Source organism: Flavobacterium sp. 9, assembly GCF_002754195.1.
Taxonomy (GTDB): domain Bacteria; phylum Bacteroidota; class Bacteroidia; order Flavobacteriales; family Flavobacteriaceae; genus Flavobacterium.
Window position 1 is genome coordinate 5,252,889 of sequence record NZ_PEEU01000001.1, and the last position, 20,330, is coordinate 5,273,218.

A 20,330-nucleotide genomic window follows, 5' to 3' on the forward strand; every position below is an offset into this window, starting at 1 on the left:
ATAAATTATGAGTAAAGCAATATATATAGCTACAAGCGATCAAAATAGCGGAAAATCAATTATTACACTTGGTTTAATGAGTATTTTGATTGGTAAAACAGCCAAAGTAGGTTATTTTAGACCCATTGTAGAAGATTTTGTTGATGGAGAATTAGACAATCATATCGAAACTGTTTTATCGCATTTTAATCTTGATATTAAGTTTGAAGATGCTTATGCGATTACCAAAAGCAAACTGATTAAAAAGAAAAATAAAGGTAAAATAGGAGAGGTTTTAGATTTAATTATTGAAAAATATAAAAAGCTCGAAGAACGTTTTGATTTTGTTCTTGTAGAGGGAACAAGTTTTACAGGCGAAGGAACTTCTATAGAATTAGATCTGAATGTTTTAATTGCGAAAAACCTCGGAATTCCAACAATAATAATGGCATCTGGAGTTGGAAAAACTTTAGAAGAATTAGTAGATAATTTGTATTTAGTTTATGATTCTTTCAAAGTAAAAGATGTTGAGGTTTTATCGGTTTTTGCTAATAAAGTACAGCCAGAGAATATTGAATTAGTCACTAAAAGTCTGCAAAAAAGTTTACCTGCAAGTGTATTAGTAAATACGATTCCGCTTATATCAAGTTTGAACAATCCAACAATGCAGGAAATTGTTAATGCACTCGATGCAAAAGTATTATTTGGAGGTAATTATTTGAATAATGAAATTGGGCATTTTAGCGTTGGAGCCATGCAATTGCATAACTATTTAGTGCATTTACATGACAATGCTTTGGTGATTACTCCGGGAGATCGTTCAGATATTATTTTGGGTGCTTTACAAGCCAACGAATCTGCTAATTACCCAACTATTTCAGGAATTATTCTAACAGGAAATATTGTTCCGGAAGAAAGTATTCTTAAGCTTATTGAAGGACTTTCGGCCATTGTGCCAATTATTGCTGTTGATGGAGGAACTTATCATATTACCAATAAAATTGGTTCTATAAGATCAGAAATCTACGCAAATAACACTCATAAAATTGAAACGTCAATAACTACTTTTGAAAAGTATGTAGAAGTTGAAGCTTTGTCTGAAAGATTAATCACTTTTGTGCCGGAAGGAATGACACCAAAAATGTTCCAGTACAATATGGTAAAAAGAGCGAAACAACATCGCAAACATATTGTTTTACCGGAAGGAAATGATGAGAGAATTATCATTGCTGCGTCAAGATTATTAGATATGGATGTGGTTGATATTTCGATTATTGGAGATAAAAAACAAATCGAAAGTAAAGTTGCAGAACTTGGAATTACATTTGATTTTTCGAAAGTAAATATTATCAATCCTATAGAATCGCCACTTTACGAAGATTATGCAAACACATATTATGAACTTCGAAAAGCCAAAAATGTGAGTATCACAATGGCAAGAGATTTAATGGAAGACGTGTCGTATTTTGGAACTATGATGGTTTATAAAGGTCATGCTGACGGAATGGTTTCCGGTGCTGCACATACTACGCAACATACGATTTTACCAGCTTTGCAATTCATTAAAACCAAGCCAAATTCATCTGTAGTTTCATCTGTATTTTTTATGTGTTTAGAAGACAGAGTTTCGGTTTTTGGTGATTGTGCTATTAATCCAAATCCAACAGCAGAACAATTGGCAGAAATTGCAATTTCATCCGCAGAATCGAGTTCAGCTTTCGGAATTGAGCCTAAAATCGCGATGCTTTCTTATTCGTCAGGATCATCTGGAAAAGGAGATGAGGTTGATAAGGTAAGAGCTGCAACAGAAATTGTAAAACAAAAACGTCCGGACTTAAAAATAGAAGGCCCAATTCAATATGATGCAGCGGTAGATCGTGCTGTAGGAAAAAGCAAAATGCCGGATTCTGAAGTAGCAGGGCAGGCGAGTGTGCTTATTTTTCCTGATTTAAATACAGGAAATAACACGTATAAAGCTGTTCAGAGAGAAACCGGAGCATTAGCAATTGGTCCAATGTTGCAAGGTTTAAACAAGCCCGTAAATGATTTGAGCCGTGGTTGTACCGTAGACGATATTATAAATACGGTTGTTATTACAGCGATTCAGGCGCAAGGACTTTAGTCAATTAAAAATCTGGAATTAAAAATTAAAAATATTGAGCTAATAAAGCTTAGCAACTTAGGGACTCAGAACCTTAGCAACTATAAAAAGTAATGAAAATATTAATTATCAATTCAGGAAGTTCATCAATAAAATATCAATTAATGGTTATGCCTACAAACGAAGTGATTTGTACGGGTATGATTGATAGAATTGGATTAGAAACTTCAAATGTAACATTCAAAAGTGCTTTAAATACAATAGAAGAAACATTGCCTATTTCGAACCATAAAGTAGGTTTACAAAAAGTAGCAAGTATGCTTTTGGATGCGGAAAAAGGCGTTATAAAATCAAAATCAGAAATTGGAGCAGTTGGTCATCGCGTTGTACACGGAGGAAGCGATTTTAGTGATACTGTAAAAATTGACGACAAAGTAAAAGCAAAAATCAAACAGCTTTTTGAATTGGCGCCATTGCATAATCCTGCGAATTTAGAAGGAATTAATGTTGCTGAAGAAATTTTTAGTTCGGCAGAACAAATTGCTGTTTTTGACACCGCTTTTCACCAAACAATGCCTGAAGTAGCTTATAAATATGCTATTCCAAATTATCTTCTGACAGAGAATAAAGTACGTGTTTATGGTTTTCATGGAACAAGCCACAAATATGTTTCTGAAAAAGCAATTGACTTTTTAGAAAAGAATTCCAAAATAATAACCATTCATTTAGGGAATGGCTGCAGTATGGCTGCGATTAAAAACGGAAAATGTATTGATACCACAATGGGATTTTCGCCTTCAAATGGTTTGATTATGGGAACACGTTGTGGCGATATCGATCAGTCTGTGGTATTTTATATGATTAAAAATTTAGGATATACACCAGACGAAGTAAATTCAATTTTATTGAAACAAAGCGGTATGCTTGGTCTTACAGGTTATAGCGATTTGCGTGATATTGAGTCAGAAGCCGAAAAAGGAAATAAAGATTGCCAATTAGCTTTATTTATGAATGCCTATCGTATTAAGAAATTTATTGGTTCTTATACTGCTGCTTTAAATGGTTTAGATGCGATTGTTTTTACTGCCGGAATTGGAGAAAATTCTTCGTATATGCGTAAATTAATCTGCACAGATATGGATTATTTTGGAATTGAACTGGATCAGGATAAAAATCAGATTCGTTCAAAAGAAATCAGAGAAATTAATTCGGCGAGTTCTAAAACAAAAGTTTTGGTAGTTCCAACAGATGAGGAATACGAAATCGCAAATCAAGTTTATCATTTACTTCAAAACTAAATTTTATTAGAGAAGTAATGCATAAAATAATAAATTCAGGATATAAATGCCCTTAACAAAAACTTCGCTTACAGATACTGATATAGAAGCTGTAAAAAGCAAAAAAAAGAGTAATTCAGAAAAAAGATTTTGGATCTCGTTTTTTTCATTATTAATTCTTCTCATAGTTTATTTAAGTTCGGGTTTTGATACTTCGGGTTCATTTTTTAATTTTTTTATAATAGTTGTAATTGTAATAAACTCATTTCTTATAATAAGTTCAGTTAGAGATACTAATTATAATACTGATTTAAGTGAAAAGCAAAAATATGTTGGACTGGTTAAGGTAAAGAAGAAAGAATATTTCTATGATAATGATAATAACAGCGAATCCCATATCATTAATTTTGATGATTGGAGAATTGGAGGAAAAACCTTTAAAGTAGAATATTGGAATAAAATAAATGAAGGTGATGAATTTTATGTTGAACAAGCCGCAAACTCAGGTGTCGTTTTTAGATTAGAAAAAGAAAATATTGATTTTAAAACAGGACTGGTTTTTTAAAGGCGTAAAATATTTGTAAGATTTGTTTTTAAGCACAAATCATAGCGATCAGGCTCCACAATCGTGGAGCTTTTTTTAGACCTGAAAATTAAATATTTGTCAGTATCTTTGAATATAAAATACCAAATTTTGAAATCGATACTTATAAAAACATTATTCTTCTTTTTCATTGCTTTTCAAATACAAGCACAAGAATTACTTCCTTTTGTAGAAAATTATAATAAATCAGATTACCAGGGCGATAACCAAATTTGGAATGTCGTTCAGGGAAAAGATAACGCCATGTATTTTGCCAATAACCATTATTTACTAAGATATGATGGGGTTCTTTGGGAAAAATATTCTTTGCCTAATAAAACCATCATCAGATCTATTTTAATCGAAGGTGATAAAATTTATTCGGGCTCTTATAAAGAATTTGGATATTGGTATCGAAAGGATGGTAAGATGCATTATGTTTCTATTACCAAAAACCTGCGTTTGTTTGATGAAAAAGACAACGAAGAAATCTGGAAAATTTTCAGATTTAATGGTTCTCTGTATTTTCAATCTTTCAATGATGTTTTTATCTATGATGGAAAACAAATCAAAAAAATCAGATTTCCTTTTTTAATTTCCTATTGTTTTGTTGTAGACAACAATCTTTATGTTGCTTCTGTCGCAAAAGGAATTTTTAAAATGAACGGTTCCCGAATTGCAAATCCAAAAGGATGGGATGTTTTAAAAAAGACGGTAGTTCACGCCATCGAAAAATATGAAGGTAAAACTTATGTATTTACTCAGAAAAAAGGAATTTTTATTCTTGAAAACGGAAGTTTGCAACCTTGGAATAATCCTTTAAATGAAACTTTTAAAGCTGCTACTATTAATGTTGCAAAATTTATTAAAAACAATAAACTGGTTGTAGGAACAGGAAACAGAGGTGTTTTTATTTACGATTTTAATACAAATACTTCTAAGAATATCGATCGGAACAATGTGTTGATGAACAATTCTGTTTTGAGCATTGGTTTTGATAAAGAGAACGATTTATGGTTGGGATTAGACAATGGAATTGCTCATGTTGAGGTGAATTCGCCAATATCATTTTTCTACGATAATTCAGGTATTTTAGGTTCGGTATATTCTGTTGCAACTACGAATAAAGGGTATTTGATTGCTTCGAATCATGGTATTTATGAGTTTTATGCCGGTAAATTTAATATGCTGCCAAATACTCAGGGACAAGCCTGGAATATTACAAAAATTGACAATAAATATATCATTGGTCATAACGATGGAACATTTTCTTATGACAATGGTTCTTTGGTTAAAATAAATAATAAAAGCGGCGGATGGAATTTAGCAAAAAGCAGTATTAATAATACTTATTTTCAGTCTACTTATGACGGAGTTTTATTGTATGATAATCCGGCAGATCTAACTCAGAGTAAAGTTATTAAAGACCTTTCTAAACCTATAAAATATGTAGCTCAGAATAAAAAGAATGAAATTTGGGCGGCAGATAATTATCGCGGATTGTATCGTGTTTTATTTGATGACAATTATAAAACTAAAAGGGTAGAAAACGTTACACAACAAAGTAAAATAAAAAATGATTTTGGAGTTAAAATTTTTGAATTCCGAAGTGAAATTCTTTTCCTTATAAATAATATATGGTATACCTATAATTCGCTTAGTAATAAATTGGAAGAAAATAAATTGTTTAATTCTAATTTCAAAAACATTAGTGATGTTGTATCAATTGATGAAGATCATTTTATGGTATTGCAAAATGGTATTTTGTATCATATTTATGCTGATGGAAATAAATTTCTATGGAATATTATTCAACAGAAATATTATAAAGGAAAACTGATCAATGATAATCTTAGAATTTTTAAAACTCAGAATCATTATTTATTGAATCTTGATGATGGTTTTATTTCGCTTCCTCTGAAATATGAAAATCACCAAAATTCAGATGTTAAAGTAGAAGCGTTTAACGAAGAAAGCTTAGTAGAACAAGATTCTAAAATCAAATTCAATACGGAATTAAAGATTAATGTCATTTCCGGAATTTATGGAGCCAGTAAACCAAATTTGTTTTACAAGCTTACTAATAGTAAAGATTATACTCCGGTTTTAGACGGATTAATTGTATTGAATAATCTAAGCAGCGGTTATCATTCGATAACTATATTTAATCACAATGGTGCCAATTACGAAAAGGTAGCAAATTTTGATTTTAAAGTTGCTGAACCATGGTACTTTTCAATTTGGATGATTTTTTTGTATCTATTAGCAATTGGAACAATTTTGTTTTTCTATTATAGATGGAATAAATTTCGATACATGCAAAAATTAAAATTGCAGGCTGAAGAATTAAAGCATCAAAGAGAAATTCTTGAAATGGAATTGAAAGCAGAAAATGAACTGAATGTTCAGGAATATGAAAAACACATTCTGGAACTTGAGTTGCAAACAAAATCTTCTGAAGTTGCCGGCAAATCTTTGTCTATTGCAAAACAAAGTGAAATGATCGAAAACATTCAAAGCATTCTTGATTCAGAAAAAGATTTTAATAAGCTTAAAAGCGAAATCAAAAAGGCGATTAAGATAAATGAAGTCAATAAACACGAATGGGAAACTTTTGAAACAAATCTGAATCAAATTCACAATGAGTTTATCATTAACCTTTCTAAGAAATTTCCAAATCTTACTCCAAAAGATATAAAACTGTGTGTTTATCTTAAAATGAACCTTTCATCAAAAGAAATTGCGCCTATGATGAACATCTCTTTTAGAGGTGTTGAGCTACATCGTTATCGCTTAAGAAAGAAGTTAAATCTGTTGCAGGAAGATAATCTGTCGAAATTTTTACTTAATATCTAATTTCTATTACGGAATACTGGTTATATTTTATTTTTTAACCACTTTTTTTACGGTATTGCAATACATCATTAGTACATCATAATGAAACGTTAAAAGCTAGTAATTAACATTTATGTTGTTGATTTGTAATTGTTTACATTAATATTTTAACATAATGATGTATCTATGTTGTAGTGCTTTTGATGTACTACAACGTTGTAATTGTTTAATTTGGTCGCACTAACTTAAACGATTACGAACTGTATGAAAAATTTTATTTTTAGCTTTTTAGCGCTCTTGCTGCTTCCTGCTTATATGTCAGGGCAAGCAATTAAAGGAAAAGTAGTAGACAGTAGCGGAATGGGAATTCCCGGAGCAGTTATTAGTGCCCCGCAATCCCGAACATCTGTTGATGCTGATTTCGACGGAAATTTTACAATAAACGCCAAAGAAGGTGAGTCTTTAAAAGTCTCAATGCTGGGTTTTGATGCTGTTACTGTAACAGCAACATCTGGTGCAATGGTTATTACATTAAAAGAAGCGGGTGACACTGCTTTAAAAGAAGTAGTAGTTATTGGATACGGAACCAGAAAGAAAATTGATAATACTTCAGCTGTTAGCTCAATCAAGTCTGAAGAAATTACAAAAATGAAGGTAATTAATGCTTCTCAAGCCATACAAGGTAAGGCTGCAGGGGTTCAGGTATCTACTTCAGATGCTCCGGGAAGTACTCCTTCGGTTGTAATCAGGGGAGCCGGTACTGCATTAGGAGGAAGAAATCCTTTGTATGTTGTAGACGGTATGCCAACTGATAATATCAACAACATTAATACTAATGATATTACATCTTATGAAGTTTTGAAAGATGCTTCTTCATTAGCTATTTATGGAACAAGAGGCGCAAATGGTGTAATTATGATTACAACCAAAGCAGGAAAAGGAAAACTTACTGTAGATGTTGAAAGTTTTGCAGGATTTAGAACTCCTCTAAAAAGTGTAAAAATGGCAAATGCTGACGAGTATGTTCGTTACACTAATGCTGCTTTTAGCAAAGATTATCCAAGTGGAAGATTCTCTGCAAATCAGCCTTATAACACTAATTGGTTTGATGAGATCACAAGAACGGGATCTTATACTCAAAACAATATTTCGATCTCAGGATCTTCAGAAAATGTAAAATACTTCTTTAGTGTTGGAAATTATGAAGAAAAAGGAATCTTAAACGGTTCTGACTACGGACGTACAACATTCAGAAACAATAACGAATTTAAACTTTCTGATAAAGTTAAATTAACTCAAAACTTTAGTGTAAGTAGTATAAAAAATACACCAATGCCTTTGAGTGCTTTTACAAATGCTTACAGACAATCTCCATTAGTTCCTGTGCGTTATGCTGACGGTAAATATGGTGTACCATTTGTAAAAGATGGAATTGTAGGTGAAACTGGTGACTCTTTTAATAATGTTGGAAATCCTGTAGCTCAATTGGATTATACAAATGAGCAACAACAAACGGTTACTTTACAAGGTGGTTTGAAATTAGATTATGATATTATCAAATCTTTAAAATTCACATCTCAATTTAATGGAGAATTTTATACTTACAAACAGTATAATTATGTAGATAATATAGCTCTTTGGTCTGCAGCTGATCCAACTCGTATTGTAGCGGATTATCCAAAGGATTTGAATATAAACACTTTGACACGAAGTAGAGATCAATATTTTAACTGGAATTTATCTAATTACTTGACTTTCAATAAAGTTTTTGCAGATATTCATGACATTGAAGTTACAGCGGGTATTGAAGCAAATGTACAAGGAACAAGAGAAAAGCTTACGATTGACAGAAAGAACGTAAATGCAAACTCAAATTATTGGTCTTTAAAAGATGTTAATGTGGCAGGTAATGTTACAGGTTTAAAAGATGAGGCTTTAAATCAAAGAAGATTAGCATCATATTTTGCACGTTTTCAATATAAATTGATGGACAGATATTTACTTACAGGTACTGTTAGACGTGACGGATCATCACAATTTGCTGACGACAAACGTTGGGGAACATTCCCATCTGTTGGTTTAGGTTGGATTGTATCTAAAGAAAGCTTTTTAAGCAATGTAGAACCAATTAATTTATTAAAAATTAGAGGATCTTGGGGTAGATTAGGAAATCAAAATGTACCTCTTAATACACAATTATTAACTTCTGGATTAGATTATTCTAATTTAGGTTCTGGTACTACAATAAATTCTCAGGTAGATCCTAATTTATCTTGGGAGATTGTTGAAGAACTTTCAGGAGGTTTTGATTTTGAAGTGTTGAACAGCAGATTAAAAGGATCTTTTGATGTGTATGATAAAAACACAACAAATACAATCTTAAATGTTAAGCCATATTCTACTTCTGGAATTACGGTTGCTACACCTTCACATATTGGAGAAGTATCTAACAAAGGTTATGAAATTTCTTTGCGTTGGGATGATAAAATAAATGACAATTTAAGCTATTGGGTAGGAGGAAATTTTTCTCATAATAAAAATGAGCTTACAAGTCTTAAAAATGTACAGTTAAATCCAATTATTGGAGGAAGTTTAGGAAATGGTCAAAATACCAAAATTCTTGATAATACTTCAGTAGGACAGCCTTTAGGTAGTTTCTTCATGTATGAGTATGCAGGAGTTGACCCAACAAATGGTCAAATGTTGTACTACAAAGCAGACGGATCTAAAGTTGCTCAATCAGGCTTAGATGAACTTAAAGACAAAAAATATGTAGGTTCTCTTTTACCAACTTCTAATTATGGAGTGACTTTAGGATTAAACTACAAAAACATTGATTTTTCTGTTGACGGTTATGGAACAGGAGGAGCAAAAGTATATAACGGTAAAAAAGCACAAAGATTTGGAGGAGAAAACATTGAAGCTTCTGTAGCTCGTGATTTTTGGACACCTACAAATACAACGTCTTCTAATCCTGCACCTTCAAACGCGACACCAGTTGCTTCTACTTATTACTTAGAATCAGCAGATTTTTTCAGAATCAATAACATTACTTTAGGGTATAAACTACCACTTAGAGACGATCAGTTCATTAGCTTTTGCCGAATTTATGTAAATGCAATTAATCCATTTATCTCACAAAAATTCTCTGGATTTTCACCAGATGTTACAAGTGACGGTAAACTTGTTGAAGGCACTCAAGGGGTTGAGTTAGATGCTTACCCATCATTGAGATCATTTGTTATTGGTGCTAATTTAAAATTTTAATATTATGAAAAGATTATATATATCAATGTTTGTACTATCTGGGATACTTTTTTCCGGATGTTCAAATGACTTTTTGGATGTAGAGCCATCAGAAGCTATTCCTGCAGATCCTGCGTTGGTAAATAGCGATGCAGGAGCTACAGGTTTTGTAACTGCAATTTACAATCAATTTTTAGGATGGGAAATGTCATCTTTTGGATGGAATGCAGTTTCAAGTATTATCACAGATGACGCTGATAAAGGTTCTGACCCAGGAGATGCGGGTGGAGATAAAGATATTGTTGATGCTTTGACTTATAATGCTTCAACTCCTTCATTTCAATCTACTTGGGAAGCTAATTACGCTGGGATAAACAGATGTAATCAAGCATTAGAAATGTTCCCTAAATTAGATAAGGCAACACCAAGTTTAAAAGCAAGATTAGTAGGAGAAACGAAATTCTTGAGAGCTTTTATGTATTTTACTTTAGTAAAAGGATACGGTGGAGTTCCAATTGTTGATCATTTAGCTCTTGTTCCAATTTCTGAAGAGGACAGAAAAATGCAATTGACACGTAAATCAGTAGCAGAAGTTTATGCTTTTATCGAAAAAGATTTAAATGATGCTATCGAAGCTTTGCCTTTAAAATCGGCTTACACTGGTGCAGATGTTGTGAGAGTTTCTAAAGGATCAGCATATGCTTTATTGGCTAAAGTAAATTTATACCAAAAAAATTGGCAAAAAGTAATTGACAATTGTGATAAAGTAACTGGTTATTCTTTAGTTTCTGATTATTCTCTACAATATAAAAAAGAAGGAGAATTTGGTCCGGAATCTATTTTCGAAATCAACGGAGTAGGTTCTACTTCTACCCCTGGATTTGGAATTGGAAATTACTCTGTTTCTCAAGCGCCTCGTGGAGCTGGAGGATGGGGTTGGGGATTCAACACACCAACTGAAGGATTAGCTAATGCTTATGAGCCAGGAGATGTTAGAAGAGCTGCAACCATTATTTTCAGAGGTTCAGTTTTATATGATGGTAAAGTAATACCATCAACTGTAGCAAATCCAAGATATAATTATAAAGCATATTCATCAGCTTTTTACAATCAGGAATTTACAGATACAAATCTTAGATATTTAAGATATGCCGAAGTTATATTAATGAAAGCAGAAGCTTTGAATGAATTAGGAGATACTGCAGGAGCTATTCCTTTAGTAAATCAAATTCGTAAAAGAGCAGGTTTAGGAGATACTCCTTTTACTTCTCAATCAGATATTAGAAAAGCAATCTGGAAAGAAAGAAGATTAGAATTTGCTTTTGAGCACGACAGATGGTTTGATCTTGTTAGAACAGGACAAGCAGAAGCGGCTATGGCAGCAGATGGAAAAACTTTCATTGTTGGAAAACATGAGTTATGGCCTATACCAACTTCATTCTTAAGAGAAGCTGGTGGACTTTCTCAACAAAATCCGGGAGGTTACTAATTAAAATTTCAAAATCACTCCTTTCAAAACTTAGAAAGGAGTGATTTTTATTAATGGTTTTTAAATTTTTTATAATGGTTAGAATTTCAGTTTTATTATTAGTTTTTACATTTTTTGGTTGCGGATCTAATTCTGATAAATCAAAAGAAAAAGAAGGAGAAAATGCTGTTGCTGTAAAATTAACAGATGAACAACTTTTAGCTACTGTTCAAAAACAGACTTTTAAATATTTCTGGGATTATGCCGAACCAAATTCAGGATTGGCAAGAGAACGTTTTCATCCTGATGGAAATTATCCTGAAAATGATGCTAACATTGTTACAACCGGAGGTTCTGGTTTTGGCTTAATGGCGATCGTTTCCGGAATGTCTCAAGGATATATTACAAAAGAACAAGGAGTTGAACGACTAAACAAAATTGCAGATTTTTTAGGCAAAGCAGATCGTTTTCATGGAGCATGGTCACATTGGATAGACGGAAATACCGGAAAAGTAAAGCCTTTTGGAACCAAGGATAATGGTGGAGACTTAGTCGAAACATCATTTTTGGTTGCAGGAATGATTACAGTTCGCGAATATCTAAAAGAAGGTTCAGAAAAAGAAAAAGCTGTCGCTCAAAAATATGACGCACTTTGGAAAGGGGTTGAATGGAATTGGTACACAAACAAGAAAAATGTATTGTACTGGCACTGGTCACCGACATACGACTGGCAAATGAATTTTGCACTTGAAGGATACAACGAATGTTTGATTACTTATGTAATGGCTGCATCGTCACCAACACATTCAATTGATGCAAAAGTATATCATGAAGGTTGGGCGAGAAGTGGCGGAATTGTTTCGGCAAAAAAGAAATATGATATTCCGTTAATTTTAAAACATAATGGAGCAGAAGAATTTGGCGGACCATTATTCTGGGCACATTACTCTTATGTTGGATTGGATCCAAATCAGTTAAGCGATAAATATGCGAACTATTGGGATTTGAATGTTAACCAGACAAAAATCAATTACGAGTATTGTGTTCAAAATCCTAAGAAAGGCTACAGCGCTGATTATTGGGGATTAACAGCATCTTATTCAAGAAATCCTGATGGATCGATTGGATATAATGCACACATGCCAAGCAACGATCAAGGTGTTGTGTCGCCAACAGCAGCAATTAGTTCTATTGCTTATACTCCAAAAGAATCAATGGCAGTGATTAGAAATTTATACGAAAATCATAAAAAAGAAACTTGGGGAGAAGCAGGATTCTATGATGCTTTAAGCTTACAGAATAATTGGGTAGAAAAACGTTATCTGGCAATTGATCAGGGACCGGAAGTAGTAATGATCGAAAATTACAGAACTGGTTTATTATGGAAATTATTCATGAATGCGCCTGAAGTAAAACAAGGATTAACAAAATTAGGTTTCCATTCAGGAAAATATGGAATTTAATATGAGATATAAATTTGCATTAATTGCGGTATTATTTTCTGTATTGGGATTTGCACAAAGCGAATCAACGGGAACTATAAAAACTGAGGTAATTGTAAAACATGAATTAGGTTATGCTTTACACAAACCCGCCAATACAAAAGAAAATAAGCCATTAATAGTTTTTATTTCAGGAGATGGAGAAAAAGGAACCGACATTGAAAAAGTAAAAATCAATGGACCTTTAAAGTATTTAAAAACACATTCATTAGATGCCTATGTTTTGGCTCCGCAATGTAAATCAGATGAAAATTGGGATATTGAATCTATTAATGAATTGATTTTAAAAATTCAAAAAGAAAATAAAATCGATCCTAACAGAATTTACGTAACCGGTTTAAGTTCCGGAGGTTGGGCAGCGTGGAATCTGGCTTTATCATATCCTGATAAATTTGCGGCAATAGTACCAATTTCAGGTTTTGTTGATTTGATAGAGTTAGAAAGTGCTTGTAAGATTGCTAATATTCCAACCAGAATTTTTCATGGATTATTAGACGATGTTGTAAAAGTAGATTACGCTATAACAATTTACAAAGAATTAAAAAAATGCAATGCCAAAGATGTTCAACTGACCATTTTTGATGATGCAGGTCACGATAGTTGGACACGAGTTTATGACAATCCCGAAATTTATGACTGGATGTTTAAACAGATAAAAACAAATACGAACAAATAAATATAATAGAATGAAAAACAAATTAGTCTTACTTTTTTTAGGATGTGCTGTTTTGGGTTATGCTCAAAAAAAGACCACTAAAAATACAGTAAAAATTAAACCAAAATCAGAGTTTGTAGCTGAACTATTGTCAAAAATGACATTAGACGAAAAATTAGGGCAGCTTAATTTACCAACTTCTGGAGATATTACGACAGGACAAGCAAACAGTTCTGATGTGGCTAAAAAAATTGCTGAAGGTAAAGTAGGAGGTTTATTCAATATTAAATCTGTTCAAAAAATTAGAGAAGTACAAAAGATTGCTGTTGAAAAAAGCCGTTTAAAAATTCCATTGATTTTTGGTATGGACGTAATTCACGGTTACGAAACAACATTCCCAATTCCGTTAGGATTATCATGTACCTGGGATATGGGTTTAATCGAAAGAAGTGCTCAAATTGCCGCTCAGGAAGCAAGTGCTGACGGTATTAACTGGACATTCTCTCCAATGGTTGACGTTTCTCGTGATCCTCGTTGGGGAAGAGTTTCTGAAGGTTCAGGTGAAGATCCATATTTAGGAAGTCAAATTGCAAAAGCAATGGTAAACGGTTACCAACAACACGATCTTTCTAAAAATAATTCTATCATGGCATGTGTAAAACATTTTGCTCTTTATGGTGCGCCAGAAGCAGGACGTGATTACAACACAGTTGACATGAGTCATATTAGAATGTTCAACGATTATTTTCCTCCTTACAAAGCAGCAGTTGATGCTGGTGTAGGTTCCGTTATGGCTTCTTTTAACGAAATTGACGGAATTCCTGCAACAGGAAACAAATGGTTAATGACAGATGTTTTAAGAAAACAATGGGGTTTCAAAGGTTTTGTAGTAACAGACTTTACAGGAATTCCAGAAATGATCGAACACGGAATGGGTGATTTACAAGCAGTTTCTGCTTTATCACTTAATGCTGGTGTAGAAATGGATATGGTTGGAGAAGGTTTCTTAACGACTTTGAAAAAATCTTTAGACGAGAAAAAAGTAACAATCGAAACAATCGATAATGCAGTAAAACTTATTCTTGAAGCAAAATATGACTTAGGATTATTTAGTGATCCATATAAATATTGTGATGCTAACAGAGCAAAAACTGAAATCTTTACAGCAAGCAGCAGAAAAGAAGCAAGATCAATCTCTGCACAATCATTGGTTTTATTAAAAAATCAAGGTCAGGTATTGCCACTTAAAAAATCTGGAACTATTGCTTTAATCGGACCATTGGCAGATGCCAAAGAAAACATGCCGGGAACTTGGAGCGTAGCTACAAAAATGGAAAATGCTATATCATTATTAGCAGGAATCAAAGAAGTAGCAGGACCTTCTGCAAAAGTGTTATATGCAAAAGGAAGCAACTTAGATTACGATGAAACTTTTGAAACAAACGCAACAATGTTTGGTAAAACTTTACACCGTGATGGACGTTCAAAAGAAGAATTATTGGCAGAAGCTTTAAAAGTAGCGAACCAATCAGATGTAATTGTTGCTGCACTTGGAGAATCTGCAGAAATGAGTGGAGAATCAAGCAGCCGTACGAATTTAGAAATTCCACAAGCGCAAAAAGATTTATTAAACGCATTATTAAAAACAGGAAAACCAGTTGTTTTAGTATTATTTGACGGTCGTCCGTTAGTAATTAAAGAAGAAAACGAAACTGTTCCTGCAATTTTAAATGTTTGGTTTGCAGGTTCTGAAGCAGGTTATGCTATTGCCGATGTTTTATTTGGAGATGTAAACCCTTCAGGAAAATTAACTTCAACTTTCCCAAGAAGCGTTGGACAATTGCCAATTTATTACGCACACAAAAATACAGGAAGACCACTTTCTAATACAGAAGGAAAATTCGAAAAATTCAGATCTAATTATATCGACGAAAGAAATGAGCCATTATTCCCATTTGGTTTCGGATTAAGTTATACTTCTTTTGAATATTCAAACTTGAAAATTTCATCTGATAAAATGAATTTCAACGGAAAATTAAAAGTAACTGTTGATGTTGCAAACACAGGAAACTATGACGGAAAAGAAACCGTTCAATTATACATTAGAGATTTAGTAGGTTCAGTAACAAGACCAGTTAGAGAATTGAAAAATTTCCAAAAAATTACACTTAAAAAAGGTGAAAAACAAACCTTGACTTTTGATATTACGGTTGAAGATTTAAAATTTTATAACTCTGATTTACAATTCGTAGCAGAGCCTGGACAGTTTGATATTTTCGTTGGTGGAAATTCAAATGCCGACAAGAAAGTTAGTTTTGAATTAGCTAAATAGTTGGTTTATTTATTGTAATTAGCCCTTCGTATTTGGTTGACGAAGGGCTTTTTTTTAGTCTTTAGTTTTATAAAAAATATAAATTAAATTTCTATCTAATGAATAAAAATAAAATTTCTAAGACACTTTTTTTAATGTCGATGATGGTTGTTTTTTCATCTTGTAGTGTCAGTAAAAATGCTGTTGTAGCACATCGGGGAGCATGGAAAAAGAATAATTTGCCAGAAAACTCAATCGCTTCTCTTAGACACGCTATTGATTTAAAACTTGCAGGTTCTGAATTTGATGTTTGGAGAACAGCCGACGATTCACTTGTAATCAATCACGATGCACATTGTAATAAATTACTGATTGAAGACACAAATTATGCTGATTTGATAAAGTTTAAACTTTCAAACGGAGAGAAACTGCCAACTTTATACGAGTATATTAAAGAAGGGAAAAGGAACAATAAGCGAACACTATTAGTCTGTGAAGTAAAGCCTTCGGAAATAAGTAAAGAAAGAGGAAAAGTAACAGCAGTAAAAACGGTTGAAATAATCAAAAAACTTAAAGCAGATAAAATAACGTGTTACATAAGTTTTGATTACGAAATTCTGAAGCAAATTCAGCAATTAGATCCAAAAGCAGGATTGCAATATCTCGAAGGAAATAAGTCTCCAGCCGAAGTCAAAAAAGATAATATTTCTGGAATTGACTACCATTATTCCGTTTTTCAAAAGCATCCGGAATGGATAACAGAAGCAAAAGACAACAAGATTACGCTAAATGTCTGGACGGTAAATGATGCTGAGGTTATGGATTGGATTATTGGAAATAAATTTGATTACATCACAACCAATGAACCGGAATTACTTAAGGAAAGATTAAATAAAAAGAATTAACCTCTTTTTACAAAAAACAAGATTATGAAAAAATTATATTTAATACCTGTTTTGCTAATGATTATTGGTTTTAATACTAATATCATAGCGCAGAATACCATTCCCGGTAAAACAGAATGGTTTGACCCAAACAAACCCGCAACAACATATTGCAATCCAATTAATATTGGATACAATTATACAACGCATAATCATAACGGAATTCCCGAATCGCGTCGTTCAAGCGCAGATCCGGTAATTATTACTTATAAAGGCGAATATTATTTATTTGCAACCAATCAGGCAGGTTTCTTTTGGAGTAAAGATATGTCAGACTGGAATTTCGTTTATGGAAGTTTTCAAAGGCAACCAGGCGACGATGACCAATGTGCGCCGGCTGCGTGGGTTGTAAATGATACTTTATTCTACGTTGGTTCAACCTGGAAAAGAGATCATCCAATCTGGAAAACAGCTGACCCAAAATCTGGAAGATGGACACGTCACGTAGACAAAGCAATGTTGCCAACTTGGGATCCTGCGATTTTTCAGGATGATAATAAAAAAGTATATATGTACTACGGATCAAGCGGAAAATTGCCACTTGTTGGTGTAGAAGTTGATTATAATACATGGTTGCCAAAAGGAAATCAAGCAGATTACGCTCAATTATATAAAGCAACTGAAGTCGAAGATATTCAGCGTCCATATGGCCAAGTAAAAGAAGTGGCTATTTTAGATCCTGCAAATCACGGTTGGGAACGTTTTGGTCCCAATAATGATATGGAGCCAGCGCCTTGGGGAAATTTTATTGAAGGAGCTTGGATGACCAAACATAACGGCAAATATTATATGCAATACGGAGCTCCGGCAACTGAGTTCAAAGGTTATGCAAATGGTGTTCATGTAGGAGATAATCCGTTAGGGCCTTTTGTGTATCAAAAACACAATCCAATGTCTTATAAACCCGGAGGATTTGTAATTGGAGCCGGACACGGAAATACTTTTGCAGATAATTACGGAAATTATTGGAATACAGGAACCTGTAAAATCTCCATAAAAGACCGTTTTGAGCGTCGTATTGATATGTTTCCTGCAGGATTTGATAAAGATGATGTGATGTATTCTATAACTTCTTATGGAGATTTCCCGATTGTACTTCCAACTTCAGAACGCAATCAGGAGAAAGGAGCTTCTTCAGGATGGATGTTACTTTCTTATAAAAAGCCGGTAACAGTTTCTTCTTCAGAAGAATGTATGGAAGTAGAAACCCACAGAATGGATAATGGCGGTAAAAAAGTATATGAGAAATTTTGTTACGGAGCCAATAATCTAACCGATGAAAATATTCAGACTTATTGGTCAGCAAAGACAGATAAACCGGGCGAATGGCTGCAACTTGATTTAGGCAGACAAATGCAAATAAAGGCGTTGCAGATTAATTATGCAGATCATAAAGCAACGCAATACAATAAAGCAATGGATATTTATTATCAGTATAAAATATTCATGTCTGACGATGCTGAAAACTGGACATTGGTTGTCGACAAATCTCAAAATGCAAAAGATGTTCCGCATGATTATGTTGAATTAACAAAAGCAATAAAAGCACGTTATATCAAAATGGTCAATATTCATAATGCTTCGGGATTATTTGCGATTTCAGATTTTAGAGTTTTTGGAAATGGATTGTCAGAAAAACCAAAACCAGTTTCGAATTTTAAAGTAGATAGAAATGCAAAAGATTCGCGAAACGCAATGATTACATGGAAAAAACAAGCTGATGCAATTGGTTATAATATTTATTACGGAATAAGCCCTGACAAATTGTACAACAGTATTATGGTGTATGATGAAAGTTCTTATGATTTTAGAGGTTTAGACAAAGGCACTAAATATTATTTTACAATAGAAGCTTTTAATGAAAATGGAATTGGAGAAAAAAACAAACTAAAAGAAGTAAAATAATTATAGTTTATTTTGAGAAAAAGGTGCAGAAAAATCTGTCGCAATTCTAAAGAATTTTGTTCCTTTGTCTTACAACCCAAAATGCTATAAAAACCATGAAAAAAACGATTCTTTTGACTGTTTTGGTCTTAAACGGATTGACATCATTTGCACAATCAAACGATGGAAAAAACATTAAATTATTTTATAAAAAAGCCTTAACCGAAGCGAAATGCTACAGTTGGTTAGAATATTTATCTAACGATATTGGTAGTCGTTTATCAGGTTCTGCAAGTGCCGAAGAAGCAGTTCAGTACACAAAAAGACAATTAGAAACCCTTGGACTTGACAAAGTATATTTACAAGATGTGATGGTTCCGCATTGGGTTCGTGGCGAAAAAGAAACGGCTTATATCTTAGACGGAAAATTAAAAACTGTAGTGCCAATTTGTGCTTTAGGAGCATCTGTTGCAACACCAAAAGCAGGAATTACAGCGGAGATAATTGAAGTAAAAAGTATTAAAGAATTAAAAGAACTTGGAGATAAAGTAAAAGGCAAAATTGTGTTTTACAACAGACCAATGGATCCTGAAAATATACCAACTTTTATATCTTATTCAGAAGCTGGAGATCAAAGAAGAAGCGGAGCTGAGGAAGCTGCAAAACTTGGCGCAGTTGGTGCAATTGTTCGTTCTTTAAATCTACGATTAGATGATTTTCCGCATACAGGAAATCAAAGTTATGGAGATTTACCAAAAGAGCAATATATCCCGGCAGCAGCAATTAGTACAAATGGAGCTGAATTATTAAGCAAATCATTAAAAAGAAATCCGGGTTTGAAATTTTATTTCAAACAATCTTGCGAAACATTGCCTGATGTATTGTCACACAATGTAATTGGTGAATTAACTGGAACAGTAACTCCGGAGAACATTATGGTTGTTGGAGGACATTTAGATTCTTGGGATTTAGCAGATGGTTCTCACGATGACGGAGCAGGAGTAGTGCAAAGTATGGAAGTAGTTCGTATCCTTAAAAACCTAAACTACAAACCTAAAAATACAATTCGTGTTGTATTATTTATGAATGAAGAAAATGGTGGAAAAGGCGGAGCAAAATATGAAGAAGTTTCTAAAGAGAAAAAGGAGAACCATATTTTTGCTTTAGAAAGTGATTCAGGCGGATTCACACCAAGAGGATTTACAATAGAAGCAGACGATGCTAACCTAAAGAAAATTCAAGGATACAAAGACTTTTTCGAACCATATTTGGTTAATACTTTTATAAAAGGACACAGTGGTTCAGATATTGAACATTTAACTTCTAAAGCAATTGTAAAAGCAGGTTTAATGCCAGATTCACAACGTTATTTTGATTATCACCACGCAGCAAATGATAAGTTTGATGCAATAAACAAAAGAGAATTAGAACTTGGAGCAGCAACAATGACCTCATTAATTTATTTAATGGATCAAAACGGAATTGTTCTTCCAACAGTGAATTAATCAAATTAGTTTATAAAAAATTAAAGCCCTTCGAGAAATC

Annotated in this window: 12 protein-coding genes; all 12 read left to right on the forward strand. The window is 33.1% G+C overall.

All coding sequences use genetic code 11. The features are described 5' to 3' along the window. The first annotated feature begins 7 nt into the window (after positions 1 to 7). The 12 genes from pta (at position 8) to CLU81_RS22020 (ending at position 20,290) form a co-directional block, all read left to right on the forward strand. Positions 8 to 2,101, forward strand: coding sequence for a phosphate acetyltransferase (pta, locus tag CLU81_RS21965; RefSeq protein ID WP_099711770.1), 2,094 nt, complete (start codon positions 8 to 10; stop codon positions 2,099 to 2,101). Between the two features lie 92 nt (positions 2,102 to 2,193). Further along, on the forward strand, positions 2,194 to 3,378 hold the full coding sequence (locus CLU81_RS21970; protein WP_099711771.1) for an acetate/propionate family kinase: 1,185 nt from the start codon (positions 2,194 to 2,196) through the stop codon (positions 3,376 to 3,378). 46 nt (positions 3,379 to 3,424) lie between these two features. Beyond that, on the forward strand, positions 3,425 to 3,922 hold the full coding sequence (locus tag CLU81_RS21975) for a hypothetical protein (protein WP_099711772.1): 498 nt from the start codon (positions 3,425 to 3,427) through the stop codon (positions 3,920 to 3,922). Between the two features lie 129 nt (positions 3,923 to 4,051). Then, positions 4,052 to 6,796 (forward strand): histidine kinase, encoded by a 2,745-nt coding sequence (locus tag CLU81_RS21980; protein ID WP_099712833.1) that lies wholly within the window; start codon positions 4,052 to 4,054, stop codon positions 6,794 to 6,796. A gap of 243 nt (positions 6,797 to 7,039) precedes the next feature. Beyond that, positions 7,040 to 10,042: a SusC/RagA family TonB-linked outer membrane protein gene (locus tag CLU81_RS21985; RefSeq protein ID WP_099711773.1), complete on the forward strand. Its 3,003-nt coding sequence runs from the start codon at positions 7,040 to 7,042 to the stop codon at positions 10,040 to 10,042. A 4-nt stretch (positions 10,043 to 10,046) separates the two neighbouring features. Then, positions 10,047 to 11,510 carry a RagB/SusD family nutrient uptake outer membrane protein gene (locus CLU81_RS21990; RefSeq protein ID WP_099711774.1) on the forward strand — a complete coding sequence of 488 codons (1,464 nt, stop codon included), beginning with the start codon at positions 10,047 to 10,049 and terminating at the stop codon, positions 11,508 to 11,510. A gap of 74 nt (positions 11,511 to 11,584) precedes the next feature. Next, the gene (locus tag CLU81_RS21995; RefSeq protein ID WP_099712834.1) at positions 11,585 to 12,952 is read left to right on the forward strand and encodes a glucoamylase family protein; all 1,368 of its coding nucleotides are present in this window, start codon (positions 11,585 to 11,587) and stop codon (positions 12,950 to 12,952) included. 1 nt (position 12,953) lies between these two features. After that, positions 12,954 to 13,667: a prolyl oligopeptidase family serine peptidase gene (locus tag CLU81_RS22000; RefSeq protein ID WP_099712835.1), complete on the forward strand. Its 714-nt coding sequence runs from the start codon at positions 12,954 to 12,956 to the stop codon at positions 13,665 to 13,667. A 10-nt stretch (positions 13,668 to 13,677) separates the two neighbouring features. After that, on the forward strand, positions 13,678 to 15,978 hold the full coding sequence (gene bglX / locus CLU81_RS22005) for a beta-glucosidase BglX (protein ID WP_099711775.1): 2,301 nt from the start codon (positions 13,678 to 13,680) through the stop codon (positions 15,976 to 15,978). 98 nt (positions 15,979 to 16,076) lie between these two features. Continuing rightward, positions 16,077 to 16,862 carry a glycerophosphodiester phosphodiesterase family protein gene (locus tag CLU81_RS22010; RefSeq protein ID WP_099711776.1) on the forward strand — a complete coding sequence of 262 codons (786 nt, stop codon included), beginning with the start codon at positions 16,077 to 16,079 and terminating at the stop codon, positions 16,860 to 16,862. A 24-nt stretch (positions 16,863 to 16,886) separates the two neighbouring features. Continuing rightward, positions 16,887 to 18,806: a discoidin domain-containing protein gene (locus CLU81_RS22015; RefSeq protein ID WP_099711777.1), complete on the forward strand. Its 1,920-nt coding sequence runs from the start codon at positions 16,887 to 16,889 to the stop codon at positions 18,804 to 18,806. 95 nt (positions 18,807 to 18,901) lie between these two features. Then, positions 18,902 to 20,290, forward strand: a complete 1,389-nt coding sequence (locus CLU81_RS22020; protein WP_099711778.1) for a M20/M25/M40 family metallo-hydrolase — start codon at positions 18,902 to 18,904, stop codon at positions 20,288 to 20,290. The last annotated feature ends 40 nt before the right edge of the window (positions 20,291 to 20,330 follow it).

Coding starts and splice junctions, on each gene's coding strand:
- pta (WP_099711770.1), top strand. CDS start 8: ATGAGTAAAGCAATATATATAGCTACAAGCGATCAAAATAGCGGAAAA.
- CLU81_RS21970 (WP_099711771.1), top strand. CDS start 2,194: ATGAAAATATTAATTATCAATTCAGGAAGTTCATCAATAAAATATCAA.
- CLU81_RS21975 (WP_099711772.1), top strand. CDS start 3,425: ATGCCCTTAACAAAAACTTCGCTTACAGATACTGATATAGAAGCTGTA.
- CLU81_RS21985 (WP_099711773.1), top strand. CDS start 7,040: ATGAAAAATTTTATTTTTAGCTTTTTAGCGCTCTTGCTGCTTCCTGCT.
- CLU81_RS21990 (WP_099711774.1), top strand. CDS start 10,047: ATGAAAAGATTATATATATCAATGTTTGTACTATCTGGGATACTTTTT.
- CLU81_RS21995 (WP_099712834.1), top strand. CDS start 11,585: ATGGTTAGAATTTCAGTTTTATTATTAGTTTTTACATTTTTTGGTTGC.
- CLU81_RS22000 (WP_099712835.1), top strand. CDS start 12,954: ATGAGATATAAATTTGCATTAATTGCGGTATTATTTTCTGTATTGGGA.
- bglX (WP_099711775.1), top strand. CDS start 13,678: ATGAAAAACAAATTAGTCTTACTTTTTTTAGGATGTGCTGTTTTGGGT.
- CLU81_RS22010 (WP_099711776.1), top strand. CDS start 16,077: ATGAATAAAAATAAAATTTCTAAGACACTTTTTTTAATGTCGATGATG.
- CLU81_RS22015 (WP_099711777.1), top strand. CDS start 16,887: ATGAAAAAATTATATTTAATACCTGTTTTGCTAATGATTATTGGTTTT.
- CLU81_RS22020 (WP_099711778.1), top strand. CDS start 18,902: ATGAAAAAAACGATTCTTTTGACTGTTTTGGTCTTAAACGGATTGACA.